General features: G+C 41.4%; 9 protein-coding genes and 1 tRNA gene. 5 read left to right on the top strand and 5 right to left on the bottom strand.

The genetic code is table 11. The annotated features are described in order from the left end of the window. Positions 1-2 precede the first annotated feature (2 nt). The 5 genes from HMPREF0766_RS13980 to HMPREF0766_RS13960 all read right to left on the bottom strand — a co-directional run bounded on the left by HMPREF0766_RS13980 (position 3) and on the right by HMPREF0766_RS13960 (position 6,800). Positions 3-1,736, bottom strand: a complete 1,734-nt coding sequence (locus HMPREF0766_RS13980) for a phospho-sugar mutase (RefSeq protein ID WP_002998381.1) — start codon at positions 1,734-1,736, stop codon at positions 3-5. A 79-nt stretch (positions 1,737-1,815) separates the two neighbouring features. Continuing rightward, complete coding sequence (locus HMPREF0766_RS13975) at positions 1,816-2,460, bottom strand: hypothetical protein (protein ID WP_002998379.1); 645 nt, start codon at positions 2,458-2,460, stop codon at positions 1,816-1,818. Then, the gene (locus HMPREF0766_RS13970; RefSeq protein ID WP_002998378.1) at positions 2,461-3,342 is read right to left on the bottom strand and encodes an SDR family oxidoreductase; all 882 of its coding nucleotides are present in this window, start codon (positions 3,340-3,342) and stop codon (positions 2,461-2,463) included. A 1-nt stretch (position 3,343) separates the two neighbouring features. Next, positions 3,344-4,111 carry an enoyl-CoA hydratase/isomerase family protein gene (locus HMPREF0766_RS13965; protein WP_002998376.1) on the bottom strand — a complete coding sequence of 256 codons (768 nt, stop codon included), beginning with the start codon at positions 4,109-4,111 and terminating at the stop codon, positions 3,344-3,346. Positions 4,112-4,118: 7 nt separating this feature from the next. Continuing rightward, on the bottom strand, positions 4,119-6,800 hold the full coding sequence (locus HMPREF0766_RS13960; protein ID WP_236590621.1) for a TonB-dependent receptor plug domain-containing protein: 2,682 nt from the start codon (positions 6,798-6,800) through the stop codon (positions 4,119-4,121). Between the two features lie 117 nt (positions 6,801-6,917). Between HMPREF0766_RS13960 and purD the strand changes: the two genes are divergently transcribed. From purD to HMPREF0766_RS13935, 5 genes are all read left to right on the top strand, one after another. Next, a complete protein-coding gene (purD, locus tag HMPREF0766_RS13955) occupies positions 6,918-8,192 on the top strand; it encodes a phosphoribosylamine--glycine ligase (RefSeq protein ID WP_002998372.1) in 1,275 nt (424 codons plus the stop codon). A gap of 104 nt (positions 8,193-8,296) precedes the next feature. Continuing rightward, positions 8,297-8,368 (top strand) — tRNA-Glu (locus HMPREF0766_RS13950). A gap of 163 nt (positions 8,369-8,531) precedes the next feature. Further along, positions 8,532-9,869 (top strand): serine hydrolase domain-containing protein, encoded by a 1,338-nt coding sequence (locus HMPREF0766_RS13945; protein WP_002998370.1) that lies wholly within the window; start codon positions 8,532-8,534, stop codon positions 9,867-9,869. 445 nt (positions 9,870-10,314) lie between these two features. Beyond that, a complete protein-coding gene (locus HMPREF0766_RS13940; protein WP_138944207.1) occupies positions 10,315-13,542 on the top strand; it encodes a hypothetical protein in 3,228 nt (1,075 codons plus the stop codon). 8 nt (positions 13,543-13,550) lie between these two features. After that, on the top strand, positions 13,551-17,069 hold the full coding sequence (locus HMPREF0766_RS13935) for a DUF6443 domain-containing protein (protein WP_002998365.1): 3,519 nt from the start codon (positions 13,551-13,553) through the stop codon (positions 17,067-17,069). Positions 17,070-17,071: the final 2 nt, after the last annotated feature.

The following is a 17,071-nucleotide window of genomic DNA, read 5'->3' as shown; positions in this document are numbered from 1 at the left end:
GTTTATATAATATCGGCCATCATTTTTTCAACCTTATCTTCCAGACGCTGCGATACCGTTTGGTATTCTGCAACTGAGTTTAGAGGTTCTTTTACTGAACAGTAAAATTTGATCTTAGGTTCTGTTCCAGACGGGCGTGCAGAGATTACATCTCCCTCTACGGTGATAAACTGCAGTACATCAGATTTAGGAAGATCAATAGCCTTTTTTTCTCCCGTAGCTAATAGGATGGACACACTGTTCTGATAATCCCGGACTTCTTTTACAGTAATACCTCCCAATGTGTTTGGCATATTTTCGCGGAGTCTTACCATCATTGCTGCAATTTCTTCAGCTCCTGCTTTTCCTTTTTTAGTCAGTGACACCAGTTTTTCACGATAGCATCCGAATTCCTGATAGATGTCCATCAGTACATCGTAAACTGATTTACCCTTATTCTTAAAGTAAGCGGTCATCTCTGCTAGAAAAGCACAGGCATTTGGTGCATCTTTATCTCTGACAAGGTCGCCAACCAGGTACCCATAACTTTCTTCTCCTCCGGCAAGATATTCCTCTTTTCCAAGTAACTTTGTCATCAGCTCACCAATGTATTTAAATCCTGTAAGCGTTTCATAGTGCTTTACACCAGAATGTGCAGCAATATCGGCCTGAAGATTAGTGGTAACTATCGTTTTGACAATGTAGGCAGTTTCTGATAGTTTATTTTGCTCTTTTTTAGCACTTAATACATAATAAATCAATAGACTTCCGATCTGATTGCCGTTGAGCAATTCAAATTTACCTGCATTATTTTTTACAGCTACACCTACGCGATCTGCGTCCGGATCCGTTGCCAATACTAAATCTGCATCTGTGGCTTCACCTTTCGCTTTGGCCATTGCCATAGCATCTTCTTCTTCCGGATTGGGGTAAATTACTGTCGGAAAATTTCCATTTGGAGTTGCCTGTTCTTCCACAAGTATTAAATCGTCAAATCCCCATGCTCTGAGGAGCTGCGGAACGATGGTAATACCTGTACCGTGAATAGGAGAGAAGACTATTTTCAGATCTTTTTGTGCTTTTACAACCTCAGGATTGATACTGAGAGCCACATTGGCTTTGATATAAGCTTCGTCTATTTCTGTTCCGACCGGAATAATGTTTTCTGCGATAGCTTCAAATTTAATGTCATTGACAGAAGCAATAGCATTGACTTCATCAATCACATTTTTATCATGTGGAGCTGTGAGCTGGCAGCCGTCATTCCAATAGGCTTTATATCCGTTATATTCTTTAGGATTGTGGGATGCGGTCAGCATCACACCACTCTGACAACCAAAATGACGTATTGCAAAGGATAACACTGGTGTCGGACGTAATTCGGAGAACAGGTAAACTTTAATACCGTTTGCAGCGAAAACATCAGCTACCAATCTGCCGAAGGATTGTGAATTGTTGCGACTATCGTATGATACAGCAACTTTGATCTCCTGACCGGGGAACTGTTTTTTGAGGTAATTTGCCAGACCTTGTGTGGCTTTTCCGATGGTATATTTGTTCATTCGGTTAGATCCTACGCCCATAATACCCCGAAGGCCTCCTGTACCAAACTCTAGGTCCCGGTAGAAACTGTCAATTAATTCTGTTTCTTCATTTTGATCTATTAGTCTCCGGACCTGATCTACTGTTTCCTGATCATATTCAGATCCCAGCCATTGATTGATTTTGGCCTGTGTATTTGTATCAATAGTACTCATATGCTAAACTCTAATTGGTAGTAAATATAGTCAATCAATAATGAGATTGCTAAATAATTTTAAGCATTACAACATAATTTTAAGCATCACAGCTGCTGTATGCGCGATCTAATAGTGTGACATACCAGGCATTCTGATACCTGGTAATGTGAAATATTACAGATTCCTGTCCGGTTAGAATAACTCTGTAGCTCGTCTGCTCCAATGTTTTCATCTTTTGGATTTCTTCTGCCGGAATCTCCTGTTCTTCTACGCGGTCGAGAAAAGCGGCTAATGAGGAGAGCGTATTAGGGTGAGTGGTCGTATCTATAAACCAACCATCCTTACTCCACTTCTCATGTTCGCAACTATAGGTCGGAAGGCTGGCGAATGTGATTCCGTAATCATTCTGGAATGTAGGATAGGGATAAAACCCTGGTAAAGGATTTGCAAAATCTAATGTTGATATCTGTTGAAAGCGATCTCCTGCCCCGATTCTAAGAATGATGGTCAATCCGAGCTCGGGATGTATCAACGCATTGACCTTTGCTGAATCCTGACTTAAATAAGCACGGACAAAGCGGGTGGCAATTTCCTGAATTTCCACTTTCTGATCCGGTTGGTCAGATGTTGTCTTTCCCGAATCTGCTTGTTCTGAAACTTGCTGTGTTTCTTTTTTTGTCTTAGAGTTACAGCCGGCCAGTAGCAAAAGCATTATGGCCAGCATTAGGGGTCTTCTCCTCATTTATTTATTGTTTTTGCGGATGCTCTGTTCGATCATATCCCACATTTCTTCAGGTATTGCTTCAAATCCGCTGAATTGCCCGGCTCCCTGCAGCCATTCTCCGCCATCAATGGTAATAATTTCTCCGTTGATATAATTGGCAAAATCTGAAACCAGAAATGCAGCCAGATTTGCCAATTCCTGATGGTTTCCTACACGTTTTAGCGGTACCCGGTTTTTGAAATCAAATTTTTCCGCCAGATCTCCCGGTAATAAGCGATCCCATGCTCCTTTGGTCGGGAAGGGTCCCGGAGCAATGGCATTATGTCGGATACCATATTTTCCCCATTCTGCAGCAAGGGATTTGGTGAGGGTCAGCACTCCGCCTTTTGCGACAGCTGACGGGACCACGTATCCTGAACCCGTAAATGCATAGGTCGTGATAATATTGAGAACTGAAGCTTGCTGCTTTTTCGCAATCCAGTTTTTTCCGAATGTCAGCGTACAGTTAACGGTTCCTTTGAGTACAATATCAATAATCGTGGAGAAGGCATTTGCAGACAGACGTTCGGTAGGTGAAATAAAATTACCGGCAGCGTTATTTAACAGCACATCGACACGTCCGAACCGCTCTTCTGTTGCTGCTAGCAGATGTTCTACTTCTTCTATATTCCGGATGTCACAAGCTACTGGTAGAACGATTCCTCCTTTTTCTGCCATCATCTCCTTTGCGGTGATTTCCAGTACATCTATTTTCCGGCTTGTGATGACGATATTGGCTCCCAATTCCAGGAAATAAGTTGCCATTTTACGTCCAAGTCCTGTTCCTCCTCCGGTGACGACGATTGTTTTTCCTTTTAACGCATTTTCTTTTAAGGCTCCTTCTACTTTTGACTGTTCCATATTATGCTTTTTTTGCGGTTAAATTTTCAATAATTGTTTTGAGTACTGCCCGGGTTGCGGGGGCCCACCATTGCTTGAGTACCTGATCAATAGCAGCTTCCTGCTGTTGAGTGATACTTTCGAGTAATTCTTTTCTTAGATTCTGTTTGGTACTTCTCCAGGAGTTCTTTTCAAATTGTGTTACTGACTTTATCTTACGTAATGCTGCGGTTCGAATACGGTCCGGGTCGACCACTTCATCTATAAGGCCGACTTCAAGCGCCTTTTCCGGATTAAGTAATTTCCCTTCTAAGAGGTATTGATAAGCCAGACGTTGTCCGATCCAGAAACTGTACAGTTTAAAGATACTTGGCGGAACAACAATGCCCACCGGTACTTCATTAAGACCGATAATAAATTCACCACGGGCCATTACCCGGTAGTCGCAACAGATCCCAAGTACGCATCCTCCTGCGGGGCTATGGCCGGATATCGCTGCTACAGAAGGTTTGGAAAAAGAGGTGAGTGTATGTATCAATGTCATAAACCTGGACCAGAAGATCTTCATCTGCTCCTCATTGTATTGATACAGGGTGATCAGATCGAGTCCTGAGGTGAAAAAATTCTCTTTTCCATGTAAGATAATGCCTTCAATAGCGGGATCTTCCTCTGCTTCGAGGATAGCCTGTGTAAGCTCGTCAATCATTTCCATGTGCATGGCATTAGACTTTCCTCTGTCCAGTGTAATGTGTGTGATCCGTTCTTCGGTACTGATAGTGATAAACTGCATATTCTAATTATTTTACATCAAATTTTAAGACTTTTCTTCCAATGCGTCCCTTTGTATCAACGCCTTCAAGTGTAATTTGGTATGTTCCTTTTTCATCTGAAGTGAAGAATGAAAAATTTGTTCCTTTCTCATCTTTAATAAGAAGATTAGGCTCCCAGTGAATTGTTGAGCGGTAATCTCGGGCAAAAGCTTTTTCAGGATCATTGACTTCGTAATCCGGCTTAAAAAAGGTCTTGTTAAGGTGAAATCCTTTTGGTGTGGCTGTCGCTATTCCTTTTGGATCAAAATTGCTGGTCATGGAAGCTTTTCCGGTTTTGGATGAGATAACAATCAGACCTCCGCCTCCGTATGAGCCGTAGATAGCGGTGTACATAGGACTGCGGAGTACCTCAATACTTTCAATATCGAATGTATTAATCATACTGAGTTGATCAGCTTCAATGTACATGCCGTCATATACAACCTGCATAGGTACATTTCCCCGTGTATTGTATGGAATCCCTCCCTGAAAATAGACACCCATTAACCGGCCGTTAAGACACATTTCCAGAGTCGGACAGGTTTGCAGATCTTCTTCCGTCAGAATCTGATCCGCACGACCGGAGCCGTTGAGATTGCGGGAATTTTCGGCAGCTTTTTTCTCTACACGTCGTGTAATAGCGACTTCTTCCAGAAAAATAGTCTTTTCCAAAAGCCCTTTTTGCTGCATTTCTGCAAACATCCGCTGGTTTTCTTTTATAGTTTTTTGAAATGTAAAGTTTACATTGCTCGATTCTTCAGGGGCATTTTTATTTTCTTTTACAAACGGAGCGACGGTAGGATCAATATCGATCTCCACATTTTTTTTGCCTTTCTCATCTGTCGCAGAGATCAGGAATTTGACGCTGTCCGGAAATACGAGGTCATCGAAGTTGAATCTTCCGTCTGCATTCGCTGTGGTATCAATAAAATCCATAAAATTTCGCGTGGAGATCAATTGTAGTTTGGCATTCGGGACAGTCGCTTTGCGGGCATATTTCCTTACCACACCTTTGATAGACAGCATTTTTTCGGGTTCAAATGCAGGTTTAGTATTTGCTAATGAGTCTATTTTCTGCCATTCAATCTTTCTCCAGCCTTGTGTGATCATGAGATTGTCGAGATCCGTAATATTAATGCTGTCCGGATTTTCAAAATAGTATCCCGGACGTTCAATATATCCTTTTATATCCGAAGATAGCAGTAATTGGGAGTAGATATTCGGAGCATCTTTATCGTATGGCTCATTCCGGTTAAGGTTAATGACGGATGCCGAAAGACTGGCAAAATTGGATGCCTCCTGAATGGCGTCATCCAGACGAACGTTTACTTTACTGCGTGTTGTGTAATCGGTCTTGTCCGTACTTATTTTTAGCGGAAGGATGTTTTGCGGATTGGAGCTGAAGACCATTCTTTCGACAAGAGGCAGGCCAGCTTCAGAAAGTAATGTGATCTGATAGATACCGGTTGGCAGATTTTTTTTCGGGATCATAAAAAGCAATTCGCTTTTACTTACTTTTTGCTTAGCCACGTAAAGGAGTTCTCCTAAGTGCTGTACCAGCAGATAGACTTCTTTCTGATCTACACGATCGGGGGAAAAACTGTACTGTGCTGCAATACGGTCCTGCATAAACGGGTTTACAGCAACGCTGATACCGGAGCTCTGTGTTTCGGGAAGTTTTGCAGATGAGACGGATCCGTCTTCAAAAGTGACTTCGGCCATGTATTGCTGATCTTTGAACGGATTAAAAGTGAAGCTGCCTATACCGAGTTCGTTGGTTTCAAATTCAGCGACGACTTCTTTTTTATTGTCCATTACCTTGCCTTTGACCTTTATACCCATGCCGTTTGGCTTCAGGGCTTTGACACCGATCTTTGATAATGTATTATCCAGTAGAATTCCGCCCTCAGGTAAGAGTTGCAGGCTGTTGTCGGAAGGTTTCTGAAGTGGAATAATCTTCTTTACCGGGCGCTTGTCTGTAGATTCGAAAGTCAGAAGAATGTACCCTGAAGTGAGTTTTTTATCTGTTTTGAGTGTCAGATCTCCTTTATCATCTGTTTTTTCTCGGCCTTTGTCTTCTGTCTTGTCCCCCATATAGATGCGGTACTGTACATTTGTATTGATCAATGGGGCTCCTGCGAAATTTTTCAGATTGATCACATAGGTGTTTTTCTTTTCTGCAGGGTCTGAGGCAGGGATAAAAGAGGTGGTCGAAACAACATTGTCACTTCGGCCGTTTGATATTTGTATGGTCCGGTCGTAAAAGTAAGCATCATCATTATTGCGCATCCAATTGGTATAGGCGCGGATACGGTAAGAGCCTTCTGTCAGGGTATCGATGAGTTCAATGTCACCAATGCCAAGACCTGCAGTCATAGGAATGGTCAGGGATTTAATGATTTTCTTTTCAGGACCGATCAGTTCGACGTAACCCACACCACTCATATTTGACAGCAGGTTTTCTATTCCGACTGTAGTGTAGGCCTTAAACCAAATAGTCTCCCCCGCACTGTAATGTTGCTTATCAAGATGGAGATATATTTTTTCCTGAATATTGTTGCTTAGATAGGTGTCGAGTTTTTGGGTGACATTGTCAATGACTGCTGTTTGTGCCATCGCTGAGATTGAAAGCGATGTAAACAAACACAGGTAGAAATATTTTAGACTCATGATCGGTTTTTTTAGAAAATTAAGAAAAAATACAGAAAGTATAAAGGTTATTTGATAATTAGCAGATTAGACTCAAAAATATCCTCGCATTCCGGCCAAAACAAATATATTTGCGGTATGAATATCCTAATCATTGGTTCAGGCGGTCGGGAATCTGCCTTTGCATATAAAATTGCTCAAAGTAAAAAATTAGACAAATTATTTATTGCTCCGGGAAATGCAGGTACATTGGCCTATGGAGAAAATGTGCCTTTAAAAGTAACTGATTTTGAAGGACAGGCGCAGTTTGCGCTGGATAATAAGATTGATCTGATATTGGTCGGACCTGAAGAACCTCTTGTAAAAGGAATTCATGATTATTTTCTCAGCAGAGAAGATATAAAGCATATCCCTGTTATCGGCCCTCAGCAGGAGGGAGCACAATTGGAGGGGTCAAAAGATTTCTCCAAACAGTTTATGCAACGCCATCAGATTCCTACAGCGGCTTCCCGTTCATTTGATCGGTCTAATCTGGAAGAGGGACTTGCTTATCTGGAAACACAGAATCTTCCGATTGTACTAAAGGCGGATGGTCTTGCTGCAGGTAAAGGGGTATTGATATGCGAAAGTCTTCAGGAGGCAAAAGATGAGTTGAAAGCGATGATTGCGGATGCGAAATTTGGCGCAGCCAGCGATGTTGTAGTCGTTGAGGAGTTTTTGAAAGGAATAGAGCTGTCTGTATTTGTTCTTACAGACGGGACTTCATATAAGGTGTTGCCATCGGCAAAAGATTACAAACGCATCGGTGAAGGCGATACAGGACTCAATACAGGTGGTATGGGCTCTATTTCTCCTGTTCCGTTTGCAGATGAGATTTTTCTCAGCAAGGTGGAAGAACGGATTATTAAGCCTACGGTAGATGGTCTGAAGAAGGATAATATTCCTTACAAAGGATTTATTTTTATCGGTTTGATGAATGTAGGCGGAGAGCCTTTTGTGATCGAATATAATGTACGCATGGGGGATCCGGAAACAGAATCGGTATTGCCTCGTATTGAATCCGATCTGGTTGATTTACTTGAAGGTGTTGCACAGGGAAATCTGGATACCCGCTCGTATACTGTTTCATCAAAAACGGCTGTTACGGTAATGTTGGTTTCTGGTGGATATCCGGGTGATTACGAATCCGGGAAAGTGATATCAAACATAGAGAATGTAAAAGAGTCTATCGTATTCCATGCAGGTACAAAGGAGCAGAATGGCGAGGTGTTAAGTGCCGGAGGACGTGTTATTGCAGTGACTACTCTGCAGGATACATTATTTGATGCTTTGCAGCAGGCGACAGCTGATGCAGGCCGCATATACTTCGATGGTAAGTATTTTCGCCGTGATATTGGCTTCGATCTGATCTGATTTAAAAAACATTTTTCTCAGTCTCAATAGCTTACGTTGTGACTGAGAAAAATATTTTGGAAGCAATGAAAATCCTCTTATATTTGCATCACCAAAAAAATAATGGCCCGTTCGTCTAGGGGTTAGGACGCAAGATTTTCATTCTTGAAACAGGGGTTCGATTCCCCTACGGGCTACGAAAGCGACTTCAAAAGAGTCGCTTTTTTGCTTCCTTCCCTTTTTTACAAGGCATAATATTTTTATTTAGTAACGGATAATTTTTAAATACGGAGAATTAGGATGCTTATATTTTATTATTAAATTGCGGCTAATTATTAAGCTGGAAAATATAATCGAAATATGAAATCACTACTCTTACTGGTCTTCATTCTGGCCGGATCTATTTGCTGTGCACAGACTATCCGAAAAGAAAGATTAGACTCAGTACTCAACCATATTGAACAGTACAATCAGAGCCTTGGAAATGTATCTGTCTATAAGGACGGAAAGGAAGTGTATAACCGAAGTTTCGGACAGTCAAAAGTCAGGGATCTAACCTTTGATGAACATACAAGCTACCAGATCGGTTCTGTGACGAAACTGGTAACGTCTGTACTTCTCTGGAAATTGGTTGAACAAGGTAAGTTAAATTTAGAGGAAAAACTGAGCACCTATTTTCCTGATATCCCCAATGCAGATAAGATTCATTTAAGTCAGATTCTCAGTCACAATAGTGGTTTGGGAGATTATACAAGTATTGGAGAGGGCGAACCCTGGCTAATAGAGAAAAGATCTGTGGATACCATATTGAGTGTTATACGACATGGAAAACCTCTTTTTGAGCCCGGAACCGACATGCGGTATTCAAATTCAGGATTCTATTTATTAACGAAGATCATAGAAAAATGCTATAAAAAACCTTATGCAAAGATCGTTGAAAAGGAGATTGTCAAACCATTAAAATTGAAGGATTTCAGATCTTTTGACAATTATAATAATAACTATTTCCGGTCTTACAAATTTATTAAAGAGTGGATTGAGGTGCCGGATTTTTATCCTCAGAATATTATCGGTGTGGGGGATATTCTTGCTACTCCACGGGATCTGAACAATTTCCTTGAAGGGCTGTTCGCAGGTAAGCTGCTGAAAAAGGAAACGCTCGAAAAAATGAAGGCAGGTAAAGATAACAATGGTTTTGGAAAAGGGTTTATGTATATTCCTTATAAGAAGAATGTCTTTTTGGGACATGGAGGAGATACCTATGGTACGCACACCTTAGCGGGATACAATGTGCAGGATAAGATAGCTATTTCTATTACAATTAACGGTCAGCGGTATGAACATAATGCTGTCTATATTGCTATTTTGGGTGCTATCTATGACCCTGAACTTAAATTACCCGAATTTGAAACTAATGTTCTGAAACTTTCTCCGGAACAGTTAAAGCAGTATGAAGGACTGTATTCATCTGCAGATTTTCCACTCAAAATAAAGATTTTCCAGGAAGATGGAGAGCTGTACGGTCAGGCCGACGGTCAGGGCGCATTTCCGTTAACCTGTTATAAAGAGGACAAGTTTATGTTTGAGGCTGCTCAAATCTATATGGATTTTTCCCCGGCTCAGGATAGTATGTTCTATCGCCAGCGTTCGAATGAAGTCAATTTCAAACGCCTAAAAATAGAACAGGTTAAAGAGTAAATAATTAGTTCAACTATGTAAAAAGAGGCTTCTTATGAAGTCTCTTTTTTTGTGCTTTTATTTATTTCTGAGAATTTGATTCCCCTTTCTAAATTAAATCATATTTCTGTGATTTAATTTTTAAATTTTGAATGAAAGTTGTTATAATTGCAGTCATTGTTAATTATTGTATGTTTTCTGTTAAGAAAATGTAATGAATTTATTGTGAAGTAATCACAACGTTTTTGTTGTTTTTTTTCACGATATAATTTTGCAATGAATAACTGGTTTATTAAACTAAATATTATTAAAGGTCGTGAATTTATATCTGAAGCAACTGTTTTCGAAAATTAAATGTCTTATTTTAATTTATTCTTTTTTCTCTTTTAGTTTTAATCTGTTTGGTCAGACGGACCAATATAAAATCAAGCCGCAGATAGCTTCCCCTGATGTCGCAGCTTTTCTCATGTATGGAGAATATAATGTTGGTGTAAATACCGGAGTTCCGGATATAAAAATTCCGTTGTTTAAAGTACAGTCCGGATCTCTTTCTTATGACGTAGATGTGGACTACAATGCCTCCGGGATAAAAGTTTCTCAGGTCGCCTCTTCGGTAGGGCTGGGTTGGTCATTAAATTCTGGAGGAGTTATTAGCCGGTCAGTAAGAGCTTTGCCTGATGAGTATGCACAACGGGGATATATTGATTTGAATGTTAGTTATGAAGAAAAATACAGCTATACGACAAACCAACAAAAGCAAGTGTATGCGGACTTATTCTATGATGGAGAGCCTGATGTCTTTAGTTTCAGACTTCCTACAGGTGAAGGTGGAAAATTTATTTATGATGTCTCAAAAAGAAAATTTATCAATGATTTTGATCCCGGAATTAAAATCGATTGGATAAACAAATCTTCTTATCAGTCAAGTTCATTTGTGCTTACAACGACTAATGGCAACCGATACTTTTTTGAAACGACTCAGGTTACTTTTGATGATTCCGCCTGGGAAATACCATTAATATTAAAGTCTTATACTCAATCCTGGTTTTTGTCCCGGATTGAGAATATTAAGGGTGAATCGATTGCTTACCAATATGAAACGGTTTCTGCATATGCCTCACTTCCTTCGGGTTCTTCGGTAAAACCGGAATGGCTGGTTCAAAAATCATTTGTGAAGAAATTTCTGTATCAGGCTGATAGTAGAGATTATGGTATGCCAAGAGAGGTTTATGAGCAAAATTTGAGCTATTATACTCAGGTTGAGCCACGCATTAAGGAAATTACAATGAAATCAGGCAAAGTCCTTTTTAACTATACTGTACCCCGTTATGATTTCCCCGGTCATCAACTCAATTCTATTGATATTTACGCAGACCAGCAGATTATTAATAAGGTAGTCTTTTCATACGACTACTTTGTGGGAAATAACCCGGTTACGCAATTTGACTATCGATTGAAATTAAATTCTTTATCTATCGGAGTGTCTAATGATCAAAGATACGGATTCAGATATGACATGTCTCACCCTTTGCCGGCAACCAATTCAACCGCACAGGATTACTGGGGATATTATAATGGACGGATATCTGACTTTTTACCAAAAATAAAACCTCTTGCTTTACCGGGAATCGATACAGACCGCTATGTCGGAGGATCGGACAGAAGTGTAGATACATCTTTAATACAATCCGGTATTCTGAAAGAGATTGTCTATCCGACTGGAGGAAAAACAATATTTACATTTGAACCGAATTTTTATAGCGGGCAAAGTAATACAGAATTAAATAAAGTTTACGGAAATTTAAAAGTAACGGGTAAATCCAAAAGGATCCCGGTTCATGATACAGTAGATTTTGTTGTGAATGAGAACGTCCTGAATAACACAGGCTATTTAAAGATTTACTTTTCACCATTAAAACCTCCTGGACCATATTACTCTCCACCCGATATGCAGGTTGTTAGATTGATTGATTTGACAACTAATCAAAATGTTATAATAAAGAATAGAAGTACTAATTATACACAGTCAGAATCTCATAACTTACAGGTTTCGCTGATAAACGGTCGTATTTATCGTCTTATAACTACAGTTGTTGATGAACCTTCCGATAATTTATTTAACGCTTCCTATGTTGAGGCCTCTGTTAGTGGTAAATATCACGCTACTGCAAATCGTAATATTTTTGCTGATGGCGTACGTATTCAAACTATTGAAAATTTTGATCATACAGGTGTTCTTGTTAATATGGATAAATTTAATTATTCGGAAGGAAAAGTTCTTAGAGAGCTTAAAGAGGTTGATGATAATCATTATTTTCAAAAATTAAAGATTGATTATCAATGCGCAGAAATGATCCCTTGTGCCTGTTTCTATGACCGTAATTATCTGGTGTATACAGGACAGGCAAATATTCTTGGTCCCAATATTTTCGGAAGACATATTTATTATGAATCTGTACAAAAAATACAGTATAATAATAAAAGAGAAATAACCGGTAAAATAGGTTACAGCAAAAATCTGAGCTTAGCTGTTCCATATAGTTTCCATTCTCCTAATTCTCCTTATCAGAAAGAGTTTGTAAACAATATGGTATTTATCGGAAATGCACCATCGGAGTCTTATTATAAATGGGATAATGTTTCCGGGAAATTTATTCTCCAGCGGATGGTTGAACGTAAGTATGATCTTATCAGTAATCCATTACGTGTAATGAAGTTTTTCAGAACAAAGATATATGTCAATCCAACTTGTGCGGCATCTCAGGTATCTATTGATTCTGATTTGTTTGGTCAAACTCCATTCATGTTGTATATCCCTGTTTACAGACTTTCAAGAGAGACGATCTCAGAATATGATGCTAACGGCACTACTATATCCACCACAAATAGTACGGAGTCCACATATGATGATGTTTTTGGTCAGCTAAGGACGAATAAAATACAAACAAGTGATGGAAAAGTTAAACGTAATTATTTCATTTATCCCTATGATTATATTGACAGTACTCCATTTTTAGCTAAACTTCTTGAAAAAAATGTAATTGCAAATCCAATTGAAAGTGTGACGCTTGTCGAAAATGGAGGAAGTAAACGAATTTTGGGAGGTAAGCACTTTACGTATGATAACTTTAATCGTTTACATTCGATTTATGAACTCCGGATCAATTCTAATGGCATTGTTTCAAATGATTTTAAATTTAGTAATCGAATAAAAGGCGTTATTTTTCCGGAGGGTGAGCAAACAGCCTTCCTGCCCGATGAACAATATGAAAAACGACTTGAATGTATCCTTTATGATAATTTCAATAATCTGTCGGAGGTTCTTGAAAACGGAAGCCTTTCGACCAGTTACCTCTGGGGTTACAACGGCCAGTATCCAGTTGCCGAAATTGTCAATGCACATTATAATGATGTCGTTTCAGCCATTGGTGGACAAAGTGTAGTCGATGCACTGAACAGCGGAACCGTCACAGCGGATTATATCCGTCAGAAGATGGAGATTTTACGCTCCAACCTTCCCGGTTCTCAGGTTACTTCCTATACCTACAAACCCCTAGTCGGCATGACAAGTAAGACCGATGCCAGAGGGCAGACAGAGTATTATCAATACGATGGTCTGCAACGCTTGCAACATGTCCTGGATCAGTTTCAGCAGCTCAGACAAAGCTACCATTACCATTACCGCCCCCAATAAGTCCGATTATGAAAAGACCTCTTATATCCACGATATTAACCCTATTAACCTTATCAACGGTTAGTGCACAAAATACAGATCTGATCCTGACCAGCTACAGCGGCCAGAGTCAGATCAAAGCTCAGGGCAGTGTTACGCTGAAACCGGGCTTCCATATCCCTTCAGGCAGTACAGTTCGGATCTACACCAGCAGCAGCCTGCAGACACATCCCGTTTTACAAACCCAGCCGAGTGGAAACCAGAACTACATCCTGACACGCACCTTTCGCAAGGCAGGAGTGACACTCGCCAACCTATCCCAGTCCCGCACCGTAGAAGAAGAAAACCAGAGCATCCAGTACTTTGACGGCCTGGGCCGGCCCCTGCAAAGTATACAGGTCATGGCTTCCCCTACCCACAAAGACATTGTACAGCATGTAGAGTATGACGGCTTTGGCAGGGAGAGCAAAAAATATCTTCCCTATGCCACTTCGGGGAGTATGGATGGCAGCTATAAACCCACAGCCGGAGTGGATGTGATGAATTACTACAGTCCCACTGTGGGCTGGGATGCAGCCGTAAAGAAAACAGGCTATCCCTATGCAGAGACCCGGTTTGAGAACAGTCCGCTGAACCGGGTACAGGCTCAGGGCTCACCCGGCGAATCCTGGCAGCTGAACTCAGGCCATACCGTCCGCACAGACTATGGCACCAATGAAACTAATGATGTGAAACTCTGGCAGCTCAATGCATCCGAAAACGGCGCTACAGCCACTTATTACCAACCGGGCAGGCTGTACAAAACCACCATCAAGGATGAGAACTGGAGCAGTGGCAAAAGCGGCACCGTAGAAGAATACAAAGACTTTGATGGAAGAGTAGTCCTGAAACGTGTCTGGGAAACAGAGAGCAAAAAACTGGAGACCCATTATGTCTACGATGACTTCGGCGACCTTCGCTATGTGATCCCCCCTGCAGTAACTGTTAACACATTCAGTGAAGATCCTGCAGACCCCAGCTACGATGCATACATCTATGGCTATAAATATGACGGACGCAGACGGTTAACAGAGAAAAAGATCCCCGGCAAAGGAAAAGAAGAACTGGTGTATAATAACAATGACCAGGTAGTACTGAGCCGTGATGCCAACCGCAGAGCAGCCGGAGAATGGCTGTTCAGCAAATACGATGCATTCGGCCGGGTGATTATGACCGGTATCTATACCAGTACAGAGAGTGCAGTTGCGCTGACTGCCCAGATCAACAGCAATGGCCAGACAATAGGCCGGCTCTGGGAAAACCCTGCAACCACAGACCAGGGGTATACCAATGCTGTCTTTCCGACGAATATTGCGTATTACCATACGATCAACTACTACGACCGGTATGACTTTCCGGAGAACAGCTTTGGCGCTCCGACAGGAAATCAGGCTTCCGGAGCACGGGTCAAGACCTTACTGACCGGCACCAAAACCACCACACTGGGCACAGGTACTATGCTGCTGACCACCCACTATTATGACGACTATGGCAGAATAATCCAGAGTAAGAGTCAGAACCATATCGGCGGTACAGATATCACCGACAACAGTTACAGCTTCACGGGAGAACTGGAAAGCAGCACCCGCAGACATACCGTTAACGGACAAACCACCACTATCACCACCACCAATGAATACGACCATGTCGGCCGTCTGGTCAACAGCAGGCAACAGATCAACAGTCAACCGGAAGTCACTTTATTGACCAATAGTTACAATGAAATCGGTCAGCTCAAAACAAAGACAGTAGGCGCAGACCAGCAGGGGAATAACCCGGTGAATACGACAGACTATCGGTACAATGAGCGGGGCTGGATGACAAGCACGACCTCACCCCACTTCAGCCAGCAACTCAGTTATCAGGATCCGGTCAAAGGAGCAGCAGCACAATGGAACGGTAATATCTCCGAACAACAATGGGGTCCGACGACAAGCCTCAACCAACACTTTGTGTACAGTTATGACAAACTGAACCGGTTGACAAACGGAAACAGTCCCACATCCGGCATGTCCGAAATCCTGAACTACGATGATATGGGTAATATCACCCATCTGACCCGTGACGGATCCGGGATCAGCTACAGCTATACCGGCAACAGACTGCATACCGTATCCGGTGTTATCAATGGCAGCTACAGCTATGATGAAAACGGCAATGCAAAGACCGACCGTATGGGTATGAATCTGAGCTACAATCACCTGAATCTACCACAGCAGGTGACAGGAGCAGGGAACACGATTACCTACCTGTATGATGCAGGGGGTAATAAACTTCGAAAAACAGCCAGCACCACAGGACAGCGGGATTATGCAGGCGGAATAGAATACCAGAACGGAGTAATTGAACTGATCCATACCGCAGAAGGGGTAGCCTACCGGAATGCAAACGGCACATACAGCTACCGATACAACCTGACAGATCATCTGGGCAATGTCAGAGCCACCATCTACCGGAACCCGAATACAAATGCAGTGGAAGTACTGCAAAGAGATGACTACTATCCGTTTGGTTTACAGAAATCCCCAAATCCTGTATATGGAAATAATAAGTATCTTTATAATGGCAAAGAGAAACAGGAGGAGTTAGGTGGCCAGCTGGAATACGGAGCCAGATTCTATGATCCTGTGATGGGAAGATGGAATGTGATGGATCCTATGTCAGAAATGTATTCTTCTTATTCTCCTTATGCCTATGTAGGAAACGATCCTATTCTGTTTCATGATCCGAATGGCATGTACCGTGTGGATGCAAACGGTAATATAACCATAGATGATAGTGATGAAATTTCTTCGTTCTTCAATTATCTGAACAATACCAGTGGAGCTTCTATAAATGATATTTCTAATCATGTTATCAGTGCTGGAAATGGTTTTAGTTGGGAATTGGATGCTGTTAATGTAACGGGAACATCCTCTTTTGAGAGTGGGAGATGGCTAAGTAATGTACAGGGGCAGGTTAGTAATGCTGTTGGTATAATGGGAAATATTAAATCTGTTTCAACTGCAAACTTTGGATTTGAAGGCACTAAGTCAGCCTTAGATATGACAGGGGAACTATTAGGTGCATCGGAAATATTGGTTGCTCCTGGCAACAAATGGCTCGGTAAGAATGGGAAATACTATAATAGCTCTTGGGGTGGCAATCAATATGCGGGAAGTCGCTCAGGAGCATACAAAATAGCCGGGATGTATAAATGGGCAGGTAGAGGAACCGTCATTGCTTCTGTACTCGTTGGAGGTATAGAAACATACAGAGGGTACCAGATGGATGGTGAACAATTTGGTTACAATGCTCAAAAAGCAGCAGCAAGCAGTGCTGGAGGAATAGTTGGAGGATTGGCTGGAGCCAAAATTGGAGCATCTGCTGGTGCTGCTATTGGTGTTTGGTTTGGTGGTGTAGGTGCAGTTCCTGGGGCATTGATTGGTGGTTTTATTGGAAGTTTAGCCGGAGGATATATGGGTAGCAGTGCGGGAGAGCAGTCCGTTAATTATTATTATGAGAGGTAGTT

This window comes from Sphingobacterium spiritivorum ATCC 33861, assembly GCF_000143765.1.
Taxonomy (GTDB): domain Bacteria; phylum Bacteroidota; class Bacteroidia; order Sphingobacteriales; family Sphingobacteriaceae; genus Sphingobacterium; species Sphingobacterium spiritivorum.
This window is presented reverse-complemented; position numbering and strand designations above follow the sequence as displayed.